Below are 20,654 nucleotides of genomic sequence, written 5' to 3'. Positions count from 1 at the left end.
CGATTACGGTCTCAGGCGACAGGCACAACGGAGAGAGAAACTATGTTTGAACCTATGGAACTGACCAATGACGCGGTGATTAAAGTCATCGGCGTCGGCGGCGGCGGCGGTAATGCCGTTGAACACATGGTGCGTGAGCGCATCGAAGGTGTTGAATTCTTCGCGGTGAATACCGACGCTCAGGCGTTGCGTAAAACGGCGGTTGGACAGACCATTCAGATTGGTAGCGGCATCACCAAGGGTCTGGGCGCGGGTGCAAACCCGGAAGTCGGTCGCAATGCGGCAGACGAAGATCGTGAAGCTCTGCGTGCAGCGCTTGACGGCGCAGACATGGTGTTTATCGCAGCAGGCATGGGCGGCGGTACCGGGACCGGTGCAGCGCCAGTGGTTGCTGAAGTGGCAAAAGATTTAGGTATTCTGACCGTTGCTGTCGTGACTAAGCCTTTCAATTTTGAAGGCAAAAAGCGTATGGCATTTGCGGAGCAGGGTATCACCGAGCTGTCCAAACATGTGGACTCTCTGATCACTATCCCGAACGACAAACTGCTGAAAGTACTGGGTCGCGGTATCTCCCTGCTGGATGCGTTTGGCGCAGCGAACGACGTGCTGAAAGGCGCAGTCCAGGGTATCGCTGAACTGATCACCCGTCCGGGCCTGATGAACGTCGACTTTGCCGACGTGCGCACCGTAATGTCCGAAATGGGCTATGCGATGATGGGTTCTGGCGTGGCAAGCGGTGAAGATCGTGCAGAAGAAGCGGCTGAAATGGCTATCTCTTCGCCTCTGCTGGAAGATATTGATCTGTCTGGCGCGCGTGGCGTGTTGGTAAACATTACTGCGGGCTTCGACCTGCGCCTGGATGAGTTCGAAACCGTAGGTAACACGATTCGTGCATTTGCATCGGATAACGCGACCGTGGTTATCGGTACTTCTCTGGACCCGGATATGAACGACGAACTGCGCGTTACCGTTGTTGCCACTGGAATTGGTATGGACAAGCGTCCTGAAATCACACTGGTGACCAACAAGCAGGTTCAGCAGCCGGTAATGGATCGTTACCAGCAGCACGGTATGGCGCCGTTGACGCAAGAGCAGAAGCCGGTAGCGAAGGTGGTTAACGACAATACGCCGCAGACCACTAAAGAACCGGATTATCTGGATATCCCTGCATTCCTGCGTAAGCAAGCTGATTAAGAATTAGCTGGAATTTGGGAATTGTGGCTCTTTGTGCTAAACTGGCCCACCGAATGTATAGTACACTTCGGTTGGATAGGTAATTTGGCGAGATTATACGATGATCAAACAAAGGACTCTTAAACGTATCGTTCAGGCGACTGGTGTCGGTTTACATACCGGCAAAAAAGTCACCCTGACATTACGCCCTGCGCCGGCCAACACCGGGGTCATCTATCGTCGCACCGACTTGAATCCTCCGGTAGATTTCCCGGCCGATGCCAAATCTGTGCGTGATACCATGCTCTGTACGTGTCTGGTCAACGAGCATGATGTGCGGATTTCAACCGTTGAGCACCTTAATGCTGCTCTGGCGGGCTTAGGTATCGATAACATCGTTATTGAGGTTAATGCCCCGGAAATCCCGATCATGGATGGTAGTGCTGCTCCGTTCGTCTACCTGCTGCTTGACGCAGGTATTGAAGAACTGAACAGTGCGAAGAAATTTGTCCGCATCAAAGAGACTGTTCGCGTCGAAGATGGCGACAAGTGGGCTGAGTTTAAGCCGTATAATGGTTTTACGTTGGATTTCACCATCGACTTTAACCACCCGGCGATCGACTCCAGCACGCAGCGCTATGCGATGAACTTCTCTGCTGATGCGTTCATGCGCCAGATCAGCCGTGCGCGTACTTTCGGCTTCATGCGTGATATCGAATATCTGCAGTCCCGCGGCCTGTGCCTGGGCGGCAGCTTCGATTGTGCCATCGTTGTTGACGATTATCGCGTACTGAACGAAGACGGCCTGCGTTTTGAAGATGAATTCGTTCGTCACAAAATGCTCGACGCGATCGGTGACTTGTTCATGTGTGGTCACAACATTATTGGTGCATTTACCGCGTATAAATCCGGTCATGCATTGAATAACAAACTGTTGCAGGCGGTCCTGGCAAAACAGGAAGCCTGGGAATATGTGACCTTCCAGGACGACGCAGAACTGCCGCTGGCGTTCAAAGCGCCTTCGACTGTACTGGCGTAACGACACAAACTGTCGTATAAATTCGACTGGTAAATCTGGCACTCTCTCCGGCCAGGTGAGCCAGTCGTTTTTTTTATCCTCCGATAGCTCACCGTCTTTTCCGATGCGACTTTTCCCCCGCTGTCAGATTAAAATACAGCGCGATCGATGCTTTCTTAAGCATATTTAACCGCGACTTGCTGTCATTACTGCTGTGGAGTGCACGCTTTAATGATAAGATTTGTGCGCAAAAATCGTTTTGAATTTAAAACCCCAAATGCAGGGTAGATCAGGTGGCACTAACGTGAGTGGAATACTGACGCGCTGGCGACAGTTAGGCAGACGGTACTTCTGGCCGCATCTCTTATTAGGGATGGTCGCGGCGAGTTTTGGCCTGCCCGCGATCGGTAATGCCGCTGAACCGAATACGCCCGCGAAAGCGACCGCCAGCAACCACGATCAATCCGCTAAGGTTAACTTTAGCCAGCTTGCTTTGCTGGAAGCCACTAACCGTCGCCCGAATTTTACTGTCGATTACTGGCACCAGCATGCCATTCGTACGGTTATACGTCATCTTTCCTTTGCAATGGCTCCTCAGGCACTGCCCGTTGCCGAAGAACCTTTGCCAATCCAGGCGCATCATCTTGCTTTACTGAATACGCTCAGCGCGCTGCTGACGCAGGAAGGCAGACCACCGGCGACTGTCAGTCGCGTGACATATGCCCATTTCACTTCTCAGGCCGCGTTTAGTGTTCCTGTCTGGATAAGCCAGCAGCAGGGGATCCGCGCTGGCCCTCAACGCCTCAGCTAAAAAAGAACCTTCCAACTTATAATTTTTGACTCCGCACCGCGGGGCGTTTGAGATTTTATTATGCTAATCAAATTATTAACGAAAGTATTCGGTAGCCGTAACGAGCGTACGCTGCGTCGTATGCGCAAAGTAGTCAACGTCATTAACGCGATGGAACCGGAGATGGAAAAACTCTCCGATGACGAGCTGAAAGCGAAGACTGCGGAATTCCGCGCGCGTCTGGAAAAAGGCGCCAGCGTTGAAAGCCTGATCCCGGAAGCATTCGCGGTCGTCCGTGAAGCCAGTAAGCGTGTGTTCGGTATGCGTCACTTTGACGTGCAGTTGCTGGGCGGTATGGTCCTCAACGATCGCTGTATCGCTGAAATGCGTACCGGTGAAGGTAAAACACTGACCGCAACGTTGCCGGCCTACCTGAACGCATTAAGCGGGAAAGGTGTACACGTGGTTACCGTGAACGACTATCTGGCTCAGCGTGACGCCGAAAATAACCGCCCACTGTTTGAGTTCCTCGGCATGACCGTAGGTATCAATATGTCAGGTCTGCCAGCACCGGCCAAGCGTGAAGCTTACAACGCTGACATCACTTACGGTACCAACAACGAATACGGCTTTGACTATCTACGCGACAACATGGCGTTTAGCCCGGAAGAGCGCGTTCAGCGTAAACTGCACTATGCGTTGGTGGATGAGGTCGACTCCATCCTGATTGATGAAGCGCGTACTCCACTGATCATTTCCGGCCCGGCTGAAGATAGCTCGGAAATGTACAAGAAAGTGAACAAAATCATTCCAAACCTGATCCGTCAGGAGAAGGAAGATTCTGACTCGTTCCAGGGCGAAGGCCACTTCTCTGTCGATGAGAAGGCGCGCCAGGTTAACCTTACCGAACGTGGTCTGGTTCTGATTGAAGAACTGCTGGTGAAAGAAGGCATTATGGATGAAGGCGAGTCGTTGTACTCTCCGGGCAACATCATGCTGATGCATCACGTGACTGCCGCACTGCGCGCACATGTGCTGTTCACCCGTGATGTGGACTACATTGTGAAAGACGGCGAAGTTATCATCGTCGACGAACACACGGGTCGTACCATGCAGGGGCGTCGCTGGTCCGACGGTCTGCACCAGGCTGTTGAAGCCAAAGAAGGCGTAGAAATCCAGAACGAAAACCAGACGCTGGCTTCCATTACCTTCCAGAACTACTTCCGTTTGTACGAAAAACTGGCCGGTATGACTGGTACGGCAGATACTGAAGCGTTCGAATTCAGCTCTATCTACAAACTGGATACCGTAGTGGTGCCAACTAACCGTCCGATGATTCGTAAGGATTTACCGGATCTGGTGTACATGACCGAAGCGGAAAAAATTCAGGCCATTATCGAAGATATTAAAGAGCGTACCGCGAATGGTCAGCCGGTGCTGGTGGGTACGATCTCCATTGAAAAGTCTGAAGTGGTTTCCAACGAGCTGAACAAAGCGGGTATCAAGCACAACGTGCTGAACGCCAAGTTCCACGCTAACGAAGCGGCAATCGTCGCTCAGGCGGGTTACCCGTCAGCTGTCACTATTGCCACAAACATGGCCGGTCGTGGTACTGATATCGTGTTGGGTGGTAGCTGGCAGGCAGAAGTTGCCGAGCTGGAAGATCCGACGCCAGAGCAAATTGCACAGATCAAAGCCGAGTGGCAGGTTCGCCATGACGCGGTGCTGGCTGCCGGTGGTTTACATATCATCGGTACTGAGCGTCATGAATCTCGTCGTATCGATAACCAGTTACGCGGTCGTTCCGGCCGTCAGGGTGATGCGGGTTCCTCTCGTTTCTACCTGTCGATGGAAGATGCGCTGATGCGTATTTTTGCCTCCGACCGTGTCTCGGGCATGATGCGTAAACTGGGTATGAAGCCAGGCGAAGCAATCGAACACCCATGGGTAACGAAAGCTATTGCTAATGCCCAGCGTAAAGTAGAGAGCCGTAACTTCGATATTCGTAAGCAACTGCTGGAATACGATGACGTTGCGAATGACCAGCGCCGTGCTATCTATACCCAGCGTAACGAACTGCTGGACGTGACTGACGTTAGTGAAACCATCAACAGTATTCGCGAAGATGTCTTCAAAGCGACTATTGATGCGTACATTCCGCCTCAGTCTCTGGAAGAGATGTGGGATATTCCGGGTCTGCAGGAACGTTTGAAAAACGACTTCGATCTGGAAATGCCGATTTCAGAGTGGCTGGATAAAGAGCCTGAACTGCATGAAGAGACGCTGCGTGAACGTATTCTCGCCAACGCTGTAGAGGTCTATCATCGCAAGGAAGAAGTCGTAGGCGCAGAAATGATGCGTCACTTTGAAAAAGGTGTGATGCTGCAAACGCTCGATTCCCTGTGGAAAGAGCACCTTGCGGCGATGGATTACCTGCGCCAGGGGATCCACCTGCGTGGTTATGCGCAGAAAGATCCGAAGCAGGAATATAAACGCGAATCCTTCTCCATGTTTGCCTCTATGCTGGAGTCACTGAAATATGAAGTGATCAGCACCCTGAGCAAAGTGCAGGTGCGTATGCCTGAAGAAGTCGAAGCAATGGAGCAGCAGCGTCGCGAAGATGCTGAGCGTTTAGCGCAGATGCAGCAACTGAGCCACAAAGATGATGAGTCTGCTGTTGCAGAAGAGCTGGCTGCACAGACCGGCGATCGTAAAGTGGGACGTAACGATCCGTGCCCTTGCGGTTCCGGTAAAAAATACAAGCAGTGTCATGGCCGTCTGAGCTAAGAAAGTAACTTACTGAAAAGGCGCAGAATTCTGCGCCTTTTTTATGGACGATAAATATGAAAGTACTGCAAATCGCGGTTGGAATTATTCGTAATAAGCACAACGAGATTTTTATCACTCAGCGTGCCGCCGATGCTCATATGGCAAACAAACTGGAATTTCCCGGCGGTAAAATTGAACCGGGTGAAACACCAGAGCAGGCGTTAAGTCGTGAGTTACAGGAGGAGGTGGGGATTACACCCGTTAATTGCTCACTGTTCGAAAAACTGGAGTACCAGTTTCCGGACCGGCATATCACACTGTGGTTCTGGCTGGTTGAAAGCTGGGAAGGTGAACCGTGGGGGAAAGAGGGGCAACCCGCTCAGTGGATTGCGCAAGATGCGCTAAATACGGACGATTTCCCGCCTGCGAATGCACCGGTCATTGAAAAGTTGATTGCTGGCTAATGGTGTTCTTAATTTGTCGTTCGTAGGCAGGATGCGGCAACGCCGTATCCTGCAAATTATGGCGGGGGCGCTACGCTTGCCCGCCCTACGTTTTAGTTCGTAGGCCGGATAAGGCAACGCCGCATCCGGCAAATTATTAATGGGGTGCAATGCTTATCCGGCCTACCGTATTAGCAGAATTACTTCTGCTCTTCACTCCAGTCGTCGCTTTCTGACAGATCGCCGGAGCTTGGGATTCGCTTCTCTTCCGCGGCCCATTCACCCAGGTCGATTAACTGACAACGTTTGCTGCAGAATGGACGAAACGGACTGACTTCTGCCCACACGACAGCTTTACCGCAGGTTGGGCAGTTTACGATAGTTTGTTCAGACATCTTAACTCCTTAACAGCACGCCAGATCGAAATCGAGGCGTTCAGGTACCTGACCGTTCTCGCTATCCAGCGGCATAAAGCGAATGGCAAAGCGGCTCTTATGACCTGATATTTGCGGATAAAGCTGCGAAGCGAGCGGCAATTGTAGACGCAATAGATCTGCATCATCGCCGTTGTCCTGGTAAAAACCATTCAGGCTGGTTTGCTTACGAAACGGTGCAGAGTTGCGGATTAAATCCAGCACCAGAGACAATGCCTGGTTGAGAGGATTCAGGCTGGCAAGCCAGGTCTCAACCTGCGCGTCACGCTGAGTCTGTGGTAGATGCAGCCAGATATGTAAAGTCGGCAAATCAAAACTGCAGCATCCGCCGGGAATACTTAAACGCTGACGAACAAGGCCAATCAGACGGTCTTCACGCAGGGTTTGTCCGATGCGCGGGGCTGAAATCAGAATGCTGCCCGCACTTTTTAACTGCTGACGTAAAGAGTCGATTCTGCTTTGATCGACGCCGGGAACTTCAACCCAGGCCTGAAGTTTTCGCTGCTGTCTTTCCAGCTCTTTGAGGAGTTCAGTACGGACTTCGCCACGTTCAAATACATCCAGTAAATCCCCCACATTGCGGAAAAAGTGCAGTGCACCTGCGTGATCCACAATGGGCAAATTAATGGAGAGTTGCTGGATCAGAAACTCAATGCGCAGCCATGTACGCATCTTCTCATTGAGAGGGTGTTCAAAAAGGACCTGGGTGTGCATTACGGTTTTTCCTGTGAGACAAACTGCGACGCGAGTTGCAAATAGAGCGCGTGCAGGCGGGCGACATCCGAGACGATGGCATCCGGTGCGCCATTATTATCAATAACATCATCTGCCACGGCAAGGCGCGCTTCACGTATTGCCTGGGCAGCCAAAATTTGTTCAACGTGCTCGCGCGTAACATCATCACGCTGCATGGTTCGCCTGAGTTGAGTCTCAGGGGTGACATCCACGACGAGTACGCGATCGGCTTTTTCATACAGGGCGTTTTCTACCAACAAGGGGACGACCCATAACAGATAAGGGGAGGTCGCTTGCTGAAACTGACGCTGTGTTTCCTGCTGAATAAGTGGGTGGAGTAAGGCATTTAGCCATTTTTTCTCATCAGGATCCGAAAAAATGCGTTCGCGTAAAATTCGCCGTTGTAACGAGCCATCCGCAGCAATAACGTCGGAGCCAAAATGTTCTGCAATTGCCCGTAGGGCAGGCATGCCGCGTTCGACCACCTGGCGCGCAATGATATCCGCATCAATCACGTTTATTCCGAGGTCAGCGAATGCATTTGCAACGGTACTTTTACCACTGCCAATGCCGCCGGTTAAGGCTACCGTATACCTCATAGATCCAGATCCTGGAGTTTTGGTTTGATTATCAAACAGTTAAAAATTAAGCATGCAAAGGCGAAGCTGATGCAGGATTAACCTACTAATCGCCAGGTAAATTTATGGGATTGTAGCGTAAAAAAAGAGAATTTCGCAGTCTTGCGCGGCATTGATTAGTGCGTATGATAGCGTCACTGGAGTTGTGAGTTTCGATTTTTCGCCATTAACCCCAGGAATCCGCACATGCGTATCGAAGAAGATCTGAAGTTAGGTTTCAAAGACGTTCTTATCCGCCCTAAGCGTTCTACTCTCAAAAGTCGTTCCGATGTTGAACTGGAACGTCAATTCACCTTTAAACATTCAGGTCAGACCTGGTCCGGCGTGCCGATTATCGCCGCGAACATGGACACCGTCGGGACGTTTGCCATGGCAACGGCACTTGCCTCCTTCGACATCCTGACCGCTGTGCATAAACATTATTCCGTTGAAGACTGGGCCGCTTTCATTGCGGATTCCTCTGCCGATGTACTGAAACACGTGATGGTTTCAACCGGGACTTCGGACACTGATTTCGAAAAAACCAAACAGATTCTGGCACTGAATCCAGCGCTGAACTTTATCTGCATTGATGTGGCAAATGGCTACTCAGAGCATTTTGTTCAGTTTGTGTCGAAAGCACGTGCGGCCTGGCCGACAAAAACGATTTGTGCTGGCAACGTGGTCACCGGCGAGATGTGTGAAGAGTTGGTCCTTTCCGGTGCTGATATCGTCAAAGTGGGTATTGGCCCAGGTTCTGTATGTACCACCCGCGTAAAAACCGGCGTTGGCTATCCGCAGCTTTCTGCCGTCATTGAATGTGCTGATGCAGCGCACGGTCTGGGCGGCATGATTGTCAGCGACGGTGGCTGCACAATGCCTGGTGATGTGGCAAAAGCGTTTGGCGGTGGTGCGGACTTCGTGATGCTCGGCGGCATGCTGGCTGGTCATGAAGAAAGCGGCGGTAAAATCGTTGAAGAGAACGGTGAGAAATTCATGCTGTTCTACGGTATGAGCTCTGAGTCTGCTATGACGCGCCATGTTGGTGGTGTTGCTCAGTATCGTGCCGCTGAAGGTAAAACCGTTAAGCTGCCGCTGCGTGGCCCGGTTGATAACACGGCTCGTGATATCCTTGGCGGCCTGCGTTCAGCCTGTACTTATGTCGGTGCATCCCGCCTGAAAGAGCTGACCAAACGGACAACCTTTATTCGCGTACAGGAACAAGAAAACCGCGTCTTCAATAGTCTGTAAGAGCTGGTCGTACTGTTAAATGCCTGATGACGCAAAGCTTATCAGGCCTACGCTCATGCTCTGTGTAGGTCTGATAAGGCATTTACGCCGCCATCCGGCATTTGAACTTATCCCACGCCACTCATTGCATCTCCCAGATGAAATATCGGTAAATACATTGCCACAACCAGCGTACCGATAATCACCCCTGTAATGACAAGCAAGGCCGGCTCAAGTAATGCCGCCAAATTTTCGGCCTGGGACAGCGTGTACTCGCTGTGATGTCGGGCGAGATTTTGCAACATTGCATCCAGCGAACCGGAAGCTTCACCTGTTCTCACCAGTTGTAAGCACAGTGGACTAAATTCACCGCTATTTTTAAGTGCCAGCCAGACTGGCTCCCCGGCGCTGATATCGTGATGCACCTGTGCCAAACGTTGGGACCAATAAGGGCAGTTAAGGGTTTCAGTGACACTTTCCAGACCTTGCAGAAAGGGAATGCCCGCGTTTTGTGTTAATGCCAGTACGGTGAAGATCTGTGTGAGTTTTTGCCCTCTGACCATCGGCCCGATGATGGGAAAGTGCAGCAGTATTTTCTGGCGCAGAATAAGCCAGTAGGGTTTCTGCTTTACCAACCCGTATGTTGTTCCCAGCACCAGGCAGAGCAACCCTGCCAGCCATCCCCATCGACTGCTGTAGTGTGCCGCGGCCATAATCCATTGAGTGAGCGCCGGTAGCGGGGTGTTGAACGTGCGATAGATGGCGGCAAATTCAGGTAACACAAAATGCAGCATCGCCAGCACGACCATTATCGCCATGGCAAGAATGATAATGGGATAGCGTAGGGCTTTTTTAACTTTATCCGCCAGTTGCTGTTGGTTTTTTTGCTGACGGGCAAGTTCAAAGCAGCAGTCGTCCAGTTTGCCCGTTAGCTCTCCGGTGCGGATCATTGCCTGGTACAGCGGGGGAAATACGTGTTGCCACCGTGAAAGCGAGGCTGACAGCGCAATGCCTTGTTCCATATCGTAAGCCAGTGTGCGCAGCAATGCTTGCCACTGGTTGCTGGGATGCTGTTCAGCAAGCAGAGTTAACCCAGCGGAAAGCGTCAATCCCGCTTTAAGCAATGTTGCCAACTGGCGTATGGCTTCGGCACTGTTTGTTCTGCTCCAGTGCGAGGTTTTAACTCGCATCCGGTTAATGCGAATCGGTGTAATCTGCTGTTGTTCGAGCACAAACAGGAGCGATGGTCGGGTATCAGCCCATAGCATCCCCGCTACAGGCTGTCCTTCGCGCGTTATTCCTTGCCAGCGCCATAGCTGTTTAGCTGACATGGGGCATGCCCAGTACGCGGATCAGTTCTTCAAATGTCGTTAACCCTTGTTCCACAGCCTGACAGCCATCTTCGAAAAGAGTACTCATGCTCGCTTGCTGAGCATCTGATTCCACAACGTCTGCGGATGAGCCATCGGCAATACGTTGCCGTAATGCTGGCGTAATGGGCAGTACTTCAAACAGAGCGGCTCGCCCATAGAATCCGTGATAGCAGTGTTGGCAACCGGGTGCCTGCCAACGCGGTAGTGGCGTGGGCCAAAGTGTTGCCGGGAGTGTTATGGGAGTATCAAGTCGTCGCCGACAATGTGGGCATAATTTTCTGACTAATCGCTGTGCAACAATTAACGTCAGCGCGGAGGCAATCATCCAGCGAGCTACTCCCATTTGCTGCAGCCGTATCAGTGTTTCACTGGTGGAATTGGTATGCAGTGTCGAAAGAACCAGATGACCGGTTTGTGCGGCTTTTAGGGCAATCTCAGCTGTTTCGCCGTCGCGGATTTCGCCCACCATAATAATGTCGGGATCCTGGCGTAGCAGTGCACGTAATACACCCTGAAAATTAAGCCCGGCGCGAGGATGAATTTGTGTCTGATTGAGCCCATCAATGGGGATCTCGACCGGGTCTTCTACGCTACAGAGATTCACGTCGGGGGTGTTTCGGGTTTGTAGCGCACTGTACAGGGTAACCGTTTTGCCGCTCCCGGTCGGCCCGGTGACCAGAATCAATCCCTGTGGTTGCTGTAATGCTTGTGAAAACGTAGCCAACTGTGCCTCAGACATGCCCAGTGCGTTGATCTCCAGCGTTTGATTAACCTGGTGAAGCAGGCGTAGCACTACTTTTTCACCCCATCGGCAAGGCAGCGTGGCGATGCGAAACGAAATGGGTTCACCTGAAATCTCCACGGTAAATTGCCCATCTTGCGGGAGTCGGTGCTCGGCAATATCCAGACTGCCTAATACCTTTAATCTTGCGGTGAGAGCTATGCCCATCTCTGTGGTGACTTCCGGCAATGTGTGTAGTACGCCATCCACACGCATCCTGATCCGGTAGTGATTCTCCGCAGGTTCAATATGAATATCAGAAGCCCGTTGTGCCAACGCGGATTGAAAAGCATGGTTCAGCAACCCCGCGGCAGTTGCGCTGCTTTCTGTGATGATGGCCGGGAGCATTTTATGTGGCGTGTGTGTGTGACCCTCCATTTGCTGACGTGTCCAGCACACAATATCGATACGCCTGGTCGTTGCAAAATGCAGTGCATCCAGCAGTTCGTGGGAAGGGGCATCCACAACGGCGATATGCACCACGTCATTGTCTGCATCCAACAATATTCCCTGATAACGTTGGCAAAGTGCCGTCAGTTGTGTGGTATTCATCTCTTTTCCTTAGTTGGCATCAAAGCGAAAAACGTCTTCACAGGCCTGTTGCAGCGCGCTGTCATTCTGGATAGCGCAGTTGCGATTCCAGCCCGTTATGCCGTTGGCGTTATCCCAACCGGGCGTCATGGTGATGCTTAGCCCATTCAGACTTTCCTGCCCAGTGAGGCTGACGATACCTTTTTCAACGCTCATACCTGAGACATAGCGGGTGGTGGTCGCAGAGGGGATCCCATTTGTTCCGGCATCACAGGTTTCTGTTCCGCCGTGCTCCAGCGCGCAGAGTTCGACGGCAGTACGGTAGGGGACAAAGGTTTGCAGTATGTCCGTCAGCGCGGCTTTGCGCAGATAGTTTTGGTAAGCCGGGATACCGATAGCGCTGAGGATGGCAATGATGCCAATGACCACCATCAGTTCGATTAGCGTGAAACCTCGTTGTTTATCCATTGTTGATTTGCTCCCTGAGTTAGCTGGCGCTACTTTGGCAAATCGAAGGGATTTCAGGCGAGGGGCAAAAAATAGAACGAGAAGACCGGTTCAGAGGAATTTTACGAAATTACAGAGTCAGACAACATATTTGCGAAGGCGCTCGAATAAACAGCCAGACTGCGGCGTATAAGACTTATCTGGCTGGGGCTGTAGCCCGATAGGCGAAACGCCATCGGGCAGAACAGTCAGCGATTAGCGAAAACGCATCGAAAGATCGAGTGCGCGGACATGTTTGGTCAGTGCGCCCACAGAGATGAAATCCACGCCGGTTTCCGCGAATTCGCGTAGCGTTTCATAGGTGACGTTACCCGATACTTCCAGACGCGCCTGGCCGTTGGTACGTTTGACCGCTTCGCGCATTTGGTCGGTTTCGAAGTTGTCCAGCATGATGATGTCCGCTCCGGCTTTCAACGCATCGTCCAGTTCATCCAGGCTTTCCACTTCCACTTCAACCGGAACATCCGGGTGTAGCCAGAAGGCTTTCTCCACGGCCTGACGTACCGAACCGGAAGCAATAATGTGGTTCTCTTTAATCAGGAAGGCGTCAGAAAGACCTAAACGATGGTTCGCGCCGCCGCCACAGAGCACCGCGTATTTCAGCGCCGTACGCAGCCCAGGCAGCGTTTTACGTGTATCCAGCAGTTGGGTTTTTGTCCCGGCCAGCAGGTCGACGTATTTTCGCACTTCGCTTGCCACGCCAGACAGCGTCTGCACAAAGTTGAGTGCGGTACGTTCGCCGGTTAGCAACACGCGGGAAGGGCCATCCAGTTCAAACAGCGGTTGGTTAGCCTTAATGCTGTCGCCATCTTCAACATGCCAGTTGATGCTGACATCATCGCCAGCAAGCTGAATAAAGACCTCTTCCACCCAGCGTTTCCCACAAAAAACACCCTCTTCGCGTGTAATGACAGTGGCATGAGAACGCATATCCTCAGGTAAAAGCTGTGCGGTGATATCGTTATTGGCATCAACTTCTCCGCCTAAATCTTCGCGCAGCGCCTGGGCAACCGCGGCAGGGATATCGAGATTTATGCGTTCCAACAGCGCGTCACGTCGGTAGTCAGGGTTATAGCGGCGAGGCGGCATGATAAAACTCCAAATTGCTAACGAATCATAAGGTAGAAACATGCTACCCTGAACCTGATATGAGCACCACCAATAAGGAGATTCTGCATGTTGTTAGACGAGGGCTGGCTGGCAGAGGCACGACGCGTTCCCTCTCCTCATTACGATTGCCGCCCGGATGACGAAAGCCCTTCTTTGCTGGTGGTGCATAATATCAGCCTGCCACCCGGTGAATTTGGCGGCCCATGGATAGACGCGTTATTTACTGGAACAATTGATCCCAACGCCCATCCCTTTTTTGCACAAATTGCCCATTTGCGCGTTTCTGCCCATTGTCTGATCCGCCGTGACGGCGAGGTTGTGCAATATGTTCCCTTTGACAAACGTGCCTGGCATGCAGGCGTCTCCTGCTATCAGGGGCGTGAACGCTGTAATGATTTTTCAATTGGTATTGAGCTTGAAGGTACGGATACGCTGGCTTATACCGATGTTCAGTACCAGCAACTGGCTGCCGTGACGCAGACGCTGATTCAGCGTTATCCGGCGATTGCCAGCAACATGACTGGGCATTGCAATATTGCGCCCGAACGGAAGACCGATCCTGGGCCATCTTTTGACTGGGCAAGGTTTCGCGCCCTGGTCACCCCCTCGTCACACAAGGAGATGACATGACGCTGTTTACAACATTACTGGTGCTGATTGTTGAGCGCTTGTTTAAGCTGGGTGAGCACTGGCAGCTTGATCACCGGATTGAGGCTTTTTTCCGGCGGGTTAAGCATTTCTCTATGGCGCGAACGTTAGGAATGACCATTATTGCGATGGTAGTGACATTCCTGTTACTGCGCGCGCTGCATGGGTTGTTGTTTAATGTTCCGCTGTTGGTGGTGTGGATCTTAATTGGTTTGCTGTGCATCGGTGCTGGCAAGGTGCGCCTTCATTATCATGCCTACCTGAATGCGGCTTCACGTAATGATGCGCACGCCCGTGAGGCGATGGCCAGTGAGCTGACGCTGATTCATGGCGTGCCGCCGGATTGTGATGAACGAGAGTTTCTGCGTGAGCTACAAAATGCGCTGTTATGGAACAACTTCCGCTTTTATCTGGCGCCGCTATTCTGGTTGATCGTCGGTGGTCCGTGGGGACCGGTGACGCTAGTCGGCTATGCTTTTTTACGTGCGTGGCAATCCTGGCTGGCGCGCTACCAGACACCGCATCAGCGTCTGCAGTCAGGCATTGACGCGATCCTGCATGTCCTGGACTGGGTTCCGGTACGTCTGGCGGGTGTGGTCTATGCGCTGTTAGGACACGGTGAGAAGGCGTTGCCCGCCTGGTTTGCATCGCTGGCGGATCTGCATACTTCGCAGTATCAGGTGTTGACCCGTCTGGCGCAGTTCTCGCTGGCGCGTGAGCCGCATACTGATAAGGTCGAAACGCCGAAAGCAGCCGTTGCAATGGCGAAGAAAACGTCGTTTGTCGTGGTTGTGGTGATTGCGCTGCTCACCATTTATGGGGCATTAGTGTAGCGTTGTGCCGGATGGCGCTAACGCTTATCCGGCCTACACCATATGTAAGTGCCGTAGGCCCGGTAAGCGCAGCGCCACCGGGCAAACATTTTAAAGCGTATCGGCGGGTGGCACGCCAAAATCCGGCATGCCGTTCTCATCCCAGCGTACAAGCTTCAGTCGGGTGTGGCGATTCGGGTCATACAGCGGATCCCCCTCTATTTCGGTGTAATTCCTTGCGTGATACACCAGTACATCATCCCCTTCCGGCGTTTGCGTAAAGCTGTTGTGCCCGGGTCCATACTGACGGTTTTCATAGCTGGTGGTGAAGACCGGACGCGGTGACTTATGCCAGTTTTCCGGGTTTAGCGGATCGGCATGGAGATCGATCCACAGTAAACCCATGCAGTAGTTTTCATCGGTTGCGCTGGCGGAGTAACTGACAAACAATTTGTCTCCGTGCACCACGACGGCTGGACCTTCGTTGACCCAAAATCCCCGACATTCCCAGTCATATTCCGGATGGCTGAGCATCACCGGCTGGCCTTTGATTGTCCAAGGGTTTTCCATCTCTGCGAGATAAACATTGGAGTTTCCGGCAATATCAGGCGATTTCTGCGCCCACAAATACCACTGTTTCCCCTGATGGTTAAACGTTGTGGCATCAAGCGCGAAGGTATCAAACTGGGTTTCAATTTGCCCCTTCTCAACCCACTTACCGCTTAGCGGATCGGCATCTGCGCACTCCAAAGCAAACATGCGATGCTGGAACATACCCAACGTATCAAGCGCCTGGGTGTGCGTGGCCGCAAAGTAGATGTACCACTTACCGGCAATAGTGTGGATCTCGGGGGCCCAGATAAGTTGACTCATTGGGCCGCTGTCCGGTTTGCGCCAGACAACAACGGGTTCCGCGGTGCGTAATCCCTCCAGAGAGTCAGCCCGGCGCAGCTCCAGTCGGTCATATTCAGGTACTGAAGCAATGAAATAATAGTGGTTACCGTCACGTAGGATAAACGGATCGGCACGCTGTTCGATAAAGGGATTCGGCCACTGATTCATCAGGCTTTCCTTACATGTTCAGTCGATTTAACATCATGGTACTCATTCAATTCACGGTAGTTGGCGCGGCGTTTTTCCAGGTCTGACTGGATTTGCTGCATCAATTCGCGGTCAACTTTCAGCAGACGAACCACGCCTGCGGTAATCAGATAACCGACGCCCGGAATAATAGTGAACAACAGCATAATGCCGTTAATCGCGGAGTCACTTTGCGCTTTCGCGCCTGCGTCGTAACCGTACCAGGAGAGCAGGAAGCCCACCATCGCGCCGGCAATCGCCAGCCCCAGCTTCAGGAAGAACAGGTTGCCCGAGAAGCTGATCCCGGTAATACGTTTACCGGTTTTCCACTCGCCGTAGTCATCCACATCCGCCATCAGCGACCAGTGCAGTGGAGAAGGGATCTGATGCAGGATGTTGAGCAGGAAGTAGAGCACCATAATCATCATGGTGGCTTTCGGATCGAAGAAGTAAAACGCGCCGGAGAACACCGCCAGTACGATGTTGGTCCAGAAGAAGACTTTCAGTTTGCACCAGCGGTCAGTTAATACCTTCGCGAGCATACTGCCGATCATCATGCCGACAACGCCAAGGCTGATAAACAACGTTGCGAACTGTGTGCTTTGCTGCATAACCCAGGTGACGTAGTACATGGTGGCAGCCATACGAATAAAGCCCGGGCAGACGTTGCACAGGGTTAATAGCAGGATTTTTACCCACTGATCGTTCTTCCACACGTCTTTTAGATCGGCTTTCAAATCGTCGTTCGTGGGTACCGCAGGGCGTACACGTTCGCGCACGGTCGCGAAACAAAACAGGAACATGCACATACCAATGAAAGCCAGCACGGCCATCGCCATCTGATAGCCTTTGGCTTTATCTTCCCCGCCAAACCACTCTGCCATTGGCAGTAGCGTGAGTGAGAGTAGCAGAGTGGCAATCCCGACCAGCACGAAACGATACGACTGGCAGGCGACGCGTTCTTTCGGATCGTTGGTGATGACGCTACCGAGTGAGCAGTAGGGAATGTTGATTGCTGTGTAGGTAATAGAGAGCAGGAAGTAGGTGACAAACGCATAGATAACTTTGCTGTTATACGTCCACTCCGGGGTGGTAAACATCAGTACGCTGAATAATGCGTAGGGGAAAGCCATCCACAGAAGCCATGGACGAAACCGACCATATTTACTGCGAGTACGATCGGCCATTGCCCCCATGATAGGGTCAGTAACAGCGTCAATAACGCGTACAGAGAGCAGCAATACGCCGACAAGTGCTGGAGCAAGACCGAAAATATCTGTATAAAAATAGTTAACAAACAGCATGATAGCGCCGAATATGATGTTGCATCCGGCATCGCCCATTCCATAGCCGATCTTTTCTTTCACCGACAGCTTTCTGGTTTCCATCAAGCGCACTCCATTAATGTGATATGGAGAGAATTATTGTCTGGTGCTGGTGTTTTTGCGTTGCAGGATAGCGCCGCTGATATGGACTAAACAGTCATCTGTGGGAAAGTGTGAAGCAGATAACAACCCCCACCTGGTGCAGGTGGGGGGGAAAGGATTAATGCGCTTTTACGGCCCCGGCCGTTTTCTGTTTACACAGATAGCCAATGCCAAGAATGGCAATCCATACCGGGATCAGGTACACAGAGATCGCCATGCCCGGCGTCATCAACATAATCACCAGTACTGCAGCCATGAAAATCAGGCAGATCCAGTTACCTAGCGGGTAGAGCAGTGCCGGGAAGCGAGTGGCGACGCCCTGCTGCTGTTTCGCTTTGCGGAACTTAATATGCGCAAGGCTAATCATTGCCCAGTTGATGACCAATGCGGAAACCACCAGTGCCATCAGCAAGCCAAACGCAGATTCCGGTGCCAGATAGTTAATCAGTACGCACAGTGCGGTAACCAGTGCGGAGACCAGAATGGTGTTAACCGGCACGCCGCGTTTATCCACGTTCATCAGCGCTTTTGGCGCGTTACCCTGCTGAGCCAGACCGAACAGCATGCGACTGTTGCAGTATACGCAGCTGTTATAGACAGAAAGGGCGGCGGTCAACACCACGATGTTCAGCGCATTGGCAACAAAGGTGTCACCCAGCTCGTGGAAAATAAGGACAAACGGGCTGGTATCTGCTGTTACGCGCGTCCATGGCATCAGGGAAAGCAGTACCGCCAGGGAGCCTACATAGAAAATCAAGATACGGTAGATGACCTGATTAGTCGCTTTTGGAATGCTTTGTTCCGGGTTATCGGCTTCTGCTGCGGTGATCCCGACCAGTTCCAGCCCACCAAAGGAGAACATGATAATCGCCATCATCATCACCAGCCCGGTGAAGCCGTGTGGCAGGAATCCACCCTGGCTCCACAAGTTGCTGACGCTGGCCTGTGGGCCGCCGTTGCCGCTAAACAGCAGCCAACCGCCGAACAGAATCATTGCAACCACGGCAATGACTTTAATAATGGCGAACCAGAACTCCATCTCACCGAACACTTTTACGTTGGTCAGGTTGATGGCGTTGATGATCACAAAAAAGGCTGCTGCCGAAGCCCATGTTGGGATCTCCGGATACCAGAATTGAATGTATTTACCTACGGCGGTTAGCTCAGCCATGGCAACCAAAACGTACAGTACCCAGTAGTTCCAGCCGGAAGAGAAACCGGCAAAGCTCCCCCAGTATTTGTAGGCAAAGTGACTAAAGGAGCCTGCCACCGGCTCTTCCACCACCATTTCACCTAGCTGACGCATAATCAGAAAAGCGATAAATCCGGCGATAGCGTAACCCAGAATAATACCCGGCCCTGCAGACTGAATAACGGATGCGCTTCCGAGGAATAACCCGGTACCAATCGCGCCACCCAGCGCGATAAGCTGTATATGGCGGTTTTTAAGGCCGCGCTTTAGCTGATCGCCATGCTGTTGACTTTCCATCATGAAACCTCGTGTGTGGTTTTACTCTTCATCTTTCGAGTACTTATATTTTGAACCACGCAGTGACGCGTGTGTAAGTTTGCAATTCCGTTTGTTGTATTAATTTATTTACAGTAATGAATTATGAAATGTTGCCTAAAGACTTTTGTCTTGATCAGAATAATGTTATGCGAGCGCGAATGCACCTGCTTTATGCGGCGTGAGTGACGAGTTGAATAAAAAGAAACCATTTGTAAGCGCGAGTTTATCTACCACAAAATTTCCAATTTGAATTTTTATTCGAAAATAGTGATTGATAAATCGATAAATAAGCAGGTGAATCGGTTCAGATAATATATTTTTTCGTTTCAATTCGGTTAAAACTACCTCGGGATGGGTAAATTTAACATTTGTGCATAGTTACATGTTTGAAACGTTATTTCTGTAATGTTGTTAAAATATGCCTCCTTTACTGATTTCAATCAAAACCTGTATGGACAGAAGGTGAATACTTTGTTACTTTAGCGTCAAGAACATGAAATTGGTAAGACCAATTGACTCCGGGCAAATGGCTTAAGACAGGAAATCATGGCCTACAGCAAAATCCGCCAACCAAAACTCTCCGATGTGATTGAGCAGCAGCTGGAGTTTTTAATTCTTGAGGGGACACTTCGCCCCGGAGAAAAACTCCCACCGGAACGCGAGCTGGCAAAACAGTTCGACGTTTCCCGCCCCTCCTTACGTGAGGCGATCCAACGCCTCGAAGCGAAGGGCTTACTGCTTCGTCGTCAGGGCGGTGGCACTTTTGTTCAGAGCAGCCTGTGGCAGAGCTTTAGCGACCCACTGGTAGAGCTGCTCTCCGACCATCCTGAATCCCAGTTTGACCTGCTCGAAACGCGCCATGCGTTGGAAGGTATTGCGGCCTATTACGCCGCACTGCGCAGCACGGATGAAGACAAAACGCGTATCCGTGAACTCCATCAGGCGATCGAGCTTGCGCAACAGTCCGGCGATCTTGACGGTGAATCTGATGCCGTACTTCAGTATCAAATTGCTGTCACCGAAGCGGCACATAATGTGGTACTGCTCCATTTGCTAAGGTGTATGGAGCCGATGCTGGCCCAGAATGTCCGTCAAAACTTTGAATTGCTGTATGCGCGTCGCGAGATGCTGCCGCTGGTAAGCAGTCACCGCACCCGTATTTTTGAAGCAATTATCGCCGGGAAGCCGGAGGAGGCGCGTGAAGCGTCGCACCGTCACCTGGCATTTATCGAAGAGATTCTCCTGGACAGAAGCCGTGAGGAAAGTCGTCGTGAACGCGCCTTACGCCGCCTGGAGCAACGAAAGAATTAGTGATTTTTCTGGCAGAACGTTAACCAGAAGATGTTGTAAATCAAGCGCGAACTAAAAGCGCGCGGCAACTAAATGCCAGGCCCATAAGGCTATTTTATTTGCCATTTTGGCCCTGGGCAGTGCTCACAATCCTCACGTACTACGTGTACGCTCCGGTTGTTCCGCGCTGTCCGTGCCCAAACTGGCTGCAACAATGACGCCTGATGGGTCAGGCAATAAACGCAGAACCTGTCTTATTGCGCTTTTAGTTGTTCAAAATAATTCGGGTTGTATCGCGGCGGCAAGCGAGCGAGTCGCCAGGAGCATAGTGAACTATGTGACTGGTGCGAGGAAGCGCAGCCAACAAAGAGACAAC

General features: G+C 51.7%; 19 protein-coding genes. 9 read left to right on the top strand and 10 right to left on the bottom strand.

Translation table 11 applies throughout. The features are described 5' to 3' along the window. Positions 1 to 42: 42 nt before the first annotated feature. The 5 genes from ftsZ to mutT all read left to right on the top strand — a co-directional run bounded on the left by ftsZ (position 43) and on the right by mutT (position 6,214). Positions 43 to 1,194, top strand: coding sequence for a cell division protein FtsZ (ftsZ, locus tag NNO08_RS16295; RefSeq protein ID WP_003018753.1), 1,152 nt, complete (start codon positions 43 to 45; stop codon positions 1,192 to 1,194). Between the two features lie 100 nt (positions 1,195 to 1,294). Further along, complete coding sequence (gene lpxC, locus NNO08_RS16290) at positions 1,295 to 2,212, top strand: UDP-3-O-acyl-N-acetylglucosamine deacetylase (RefSeq protein WP_048212691.1); 918 nt, start codon at positions 1,295 to 1,297, stop codon at positions 2,210 to 2,212. A gap of 283 nt (positions 2,213 to 2,495) precedes the next feature. Next, positions 2,496 to 3,002 carry a secA translation cis-regulator SecM gene (secM, locus tag NNO08_RS16285; protein ID WP_271440503.1) on the top strand — a complete coding sequence of 169 codons (507 nt, stop codon included), beginning with the start codon at positions 2,496 to 2,498 and terminating at the stop codon, positions 3,000 to 3,002. A gap of 60 nt (positions 3,003 to 3,062) precedes the next feature. Continuing rightward, on the top strand, positions 3,063 to 5,768 hold the full coding sequence (secA, locus tag NNO08_RS16280) for a preprotein translocase subunit SecA (RefSeq protein ID WP_271457104.1): 2,706 nt from the start codon (positions 3,063 to 3,065) through the stop codon (positions 5,766 to 5,768). 56 nt (positions 5,769 to 5,824) lie between these two features. Beyond that, positions 5,825 to 6,214: an 8-oxo-dGTP diphosphatase MutT gene (mutT, locus tag NNO08_RS16275; RefSeq protein ID WP_271440505.1), complete on the top strand. Its 390-nt coding sequence runs from the start codon at positions 5,825 to 5,827 to the stop codon at positions 6,212 to 6,214. Between the two features lie 179 nt (positions 6,215 to 6,393). On the opposite strand, the gene yacG is transcribed toward mutT, so the two are convergent. Genes yacG through coaE form a run of 3 tightly spaced genes read right to left on the bottom strand, consistent with a single transcriptional unit; the run spans position 6,394 to position 7,961 of the window. After that, positions 6,394 to 6,588, bottom strand: coding sequence for a DNA gyrase inhibitor YacG (gene yacG / locus NNO08_RS16270; RefSeq protein WP_005124648.1), 195 nt, complete (start codon positions 6,586 to 6,588; stop codon positions 6,394 to 6,396). Between the two features lie 9 nt (positions 6,589 to 6,597). After that, entirely contained in the window at positions 6,598 to 7,341 is a 744-nt protein-coding gene (gene zapD, locus NNO08_RS16265) for a cell division protein ZapD (protein WP_271440506.1), read from the bottom strand. Beyond that, entirely contained in the window at positions 7,341 to 7,961 is a 621-nt protein-coding gene (gene coaE / locus NNO08_RS16260; protein WP_271457103.1) for a dephospho-CoA kinase, read from the bottom strand. Before coaE ends, zapD begins: the two co-directional genes overlap by 1 nt. A gap of 225 nt (positions 7,962 to 8,186) precedes the next feature. On the opposite strand from coaE, the gene NNO08_RS16255 reads away from it, so the two are divergent. Then, on the top strand, positions 8,187 to 9,230 hold the full coding sequence (locus NNO08_RS16255; RefSeq protein WP_040229985.1) for a GMP reductase: 1,044 nt from the start codon (positions 8,187 to 8,189) through the stop codon (positions 9,228 to 9,230). A gap of 107 nt (positions 9,231 to 9,337) precedes the next feature. On the opposite strand, the gene hofC is transcribed toward NNO08_RS16255, so the two are convergent. The 4 genes from hofC to nadC all read right to left on the bottom strand — a co-directional run bounded on the left by hofC (position 9,338) and on the right by nadC (position 13,490). Continuing rightward, on the bottom strand, positions 9,338 to 10,540 hold the full coding sequence (gene hofC / locus NNO08_RS16250; RefSeq protein ID WP_271457102.1) for a protein transport protein HofC: 1,203 nt from the start codon (positions 10,538 to 10,540) through the stop codon (positions 9,338 to 9,340). Then, positions 10,530 to 11,915, bottom strand: coding sequence for a type II secretion system protein GspE (gene gspE / locus NNO08_RS16245; RefSeq protein WP_271457101.1), 1,386 nt, complete (start codon positions 11,913 to 11,915; stop codon positions 10,530 to 10,532). Before gspE ends, hofC begins: the two co-directional genes overlap by 11 nt. 9 nt (positions 11,916 to 11,924) lie before the next feature. Then, complete coding sequence (gene ppdD, locus NNO08_RS16240; protein WP_271457100.1) at positions 11,925 to 12,362, bottom strand: prepilin peptidase-dependent pilin; 438 nt, start codon at positions 12,360 to 12,362, stop codon at positions 11,925 to 11,927. Between the two features lie 234 nt (positions 12,363 to 12,596). Then, a complete protein-coding gene (gene nadC, locus NNO08_RS16235) occupies positions 12,597 to 13,490 on the bottom strand; it encodes a carboxylating nicotinate-nucleotide diphosphorylase (protein ID WP_271450009.1) in 894 nt (297 codons plus the stop codon). A gap of 87 nt (positions 13,491 to 13,577) precedes the next feature. Between nadC and ampD the strand changes: the two genes are divergently transcribed. Both ampD and ampE read left to right on the top strand, forming a co-directional pair. Then, a complete protein-coding gene (ampD, locus tag NNO08_RS16230; RefSeq protein ID WP_271450008.1) occupies positions 13,578 to 14,141 on the top strand; it encodes a 1,6-anhydro-N-acetylmuramyl-L-alanine amidase AmpD in 564 nt (187 codons plus the stop codon). Beyond that, positions 14,138 to 14,992, top strand: coding sequence for a beta-lactamase regulator AmpE (gene ampE / locus NNO08_RS16225; RefSeq protein ID WP_271440512.1), 855 nt, complete (start codon positions 14,138 to 14,140; stop codon positions 14,990 to 14,992). The genes ampD and ampE overlap by 4 nt, the downstream gene beginning before the upstream one ends. A gap of 90 nt (positions 14,993 to 15,082) precedes the next feature. Here the strand turns inward: ampE and NNO08_RS16220 are convergent, their stop codons facing one another. The 3 genes from NNO08_RS16220 to aroP all read right to left on the bottom strand — a co-directional run bounded on the left by NNO08_RS16220 (position 15,083) and on the right by aroP (position 18,970). Beyond that, positions 15,083 to 16,033, bottom strand: a complete 951-nt coding sequence (locus NNO08_RS16220) for a glycoside hydrolase family 43 protein (protein ID WP_271457099.1) — start codon at positions 16,031 to 16,033, stop codon at positions 15,083 to 15,085. After that, positions 16,033 to 17,439, bottom strand: coding sequence for a glycoside-pentoside-hexuronide (GPH):cation symporter (locus tag NNO08_RS16215; protein WP_271457098.1), 1,407 nt, complete (start codon positions 17,437 to 17,439; stop codon positions 16,033 to 16,035). The genes NNO08_RS16220 and NNO08_RS16215 overlap by 1 nt, the downstream gene beginning before the upstream one ends. Before the next feature lie 157 nt (positions 17,440 to 17,596). Further along, entirely contained in the window at positions 17,597 to 18,970 is a 1,374-nt protein-coding gene (gene aroP / locus NNO08_RS16210) for an aromatic amino acid transporter AroP (protein WP_271454462.1), read from the bottom strand. 564 nt (positions 18,971 to 19,534) lie between these two features. On the opposite strand from aroP, the gene pdhR reads away from it, so the two are divergent. Further along, positions 19,535 to 20,299: a pyruvate dehydrogenase complex transcriptional repressor PdhR gene (gene pdhR / locus NNO08_RS16205; protein ID WP_137383704.1), complete on the top strand. Its 765-nt coding sequence runs from the start codon at positions 19,535 to 19,537 to the stop codon at positions 20,297 to 20,299. Positions 20,300 to 20,654 lie beyond the last annotated feature (355 nt).

The sequence above is a fragment of the Citrobacter sp. Igbk 17 genome (assembly GCF_028069775.1).
Lineage (GTDB): Bacteria > Pseudomonadota > Gammaproteobacteria > Enterobacterales > Enterobacteriaceae > Citrobacter.
The sequence above is the reverse complement of the archived record's forward strand: the minus strand, read 5'-3'. Positions and strand labels throughout refer to the sequence as shown.

What these genes read in the sequence shown, in the direction of transcription:
- ftsZ (WP_003018753.1), top strand. Translation starts at nt 43, where the DNA reads ATGTTTGAACCTATGGAACTGACCAATGACGCGGTGATTAAAGTCATC.
- lpxC (WP_048212691.1), top strand. Translation starts at nt 1,295, where the DNA reads ATGATCAAACAAAGGACTCTTAAACGTATCGTTCAGGCGACTGGTGTC.
- secA (WP_271457104.1), top strand. Translation starts at nt 3,063, where the DNA reads ATGCTAATCAAATTATTAACGAAAGTATTCGGTAGCCGTAACGAGCGT.
- mutT (WP_271440505.1), top strand. Translation starts at nt 5,825, where the DNA reads ATGAAAGTACTGCAAATCGCGGTTGGAATTATTCGTAATAAGCACAAC.
- yacG (WP_005124648.1), bottom strand. Translation starts at nt 6,588, where the DNA reads ATGTCTGAACAAACTATCGTAAACTGCCCAACCTGCGGTAAAGCTGTC.
- zapD (WP_271440506.1), bottom strand. Translation starts at nt 7,341, where the DNA reads ATGCACACCCAGGTCCTTTTTGAACACCCTCTCAATGAGAAGATGCGT.
- coaE (WP_271457103.1), bottom strand. Translation starts at nt 7,961, where the DNA reads ATGAGGTATACGGTAGCCTTAACCGGCGGCATTGGCAGTGGTAAAAGT.
- NNO08_RS16255 (WP_040229985.1), top strand. Translation starts at nt 8,187, where the DNA reads ATGCGTATCGAAGAAGATCTGAAGTTAGGTTTCAAAGACGTTCTTATC.
- hofC (WP_271457102.1), bottom strand. Translation starts at nt 10,540, where the DNA reads ATGTCAGCTAAACAGCTATGGCGCTGGCAAGGAATAACGCGCGAAGGA.
- gspE (WP_271457101.1), bottom strand. Translation starts at nt 11,915, where the DNA reads ATGAATACCACACAACTGACGGCACTTTGCCAACGTTATCAGGGAATA.
- ppdD (WP_271457100.1), bottom strand. Translation starts at nt 12,362, where the DNA reads ATGGATAAACAACGAGGTTTCACGCTAATCGAACTGATGGTGGTCATT.
- nadC (WP_271450009.1), bottom strand. Translation starts at nt 13,490, where the DNA reads ATGCCGCCTCGCCGCTATAACCCTGACTACCGACGTGACGCGCTGTTG.
- ampD (WP_271450008.1), top strand. Translation starts at nt 13,578, where the DNA reads ATGTTGTTAGACGAGGGCTGGCTGGCAGAGGCACGACGCGTTCCCTCT.
- ampE (WP_271440512.1), top strand. Translation starts at nt 14,138, where the DNA reads ATGACGCTGTTTACAACATTACTGGTGCTGATTGTTGAGCGCTTGTTT.
- NNO08_RS16220 (WP_271457099.1), bottom strand. Translation starts at nt 16,033, where the DNA reads ATGAATCAGTGGCCGAATCCCTTTATCGAACAGCGTGCCGATCCGTTT.
- NNO08_RS16215 (WP_271457098.1), bottom strand. Translation starts at nt 17,439, where the DNA reads ATGGAAACCAGAAAGCTGTCGGTGAAAGAAAAGATCGGCTATGGAATG.
- aroP (WP_271454462.1), bottom strand. Translation starts at nt 18,970, where the DNA reads ATGATGGAAAGTCAACAGCATGGCGATCAGCTAAAGCGCGGCCTTAAA.
- pdhR (WP_137383704.1), top strand. Translation starts at nt 19,535, where the DNA reads ATGGCCTACAGCAAAATCCGCCAACCAAAACTCTCCGATGTGATTGAG.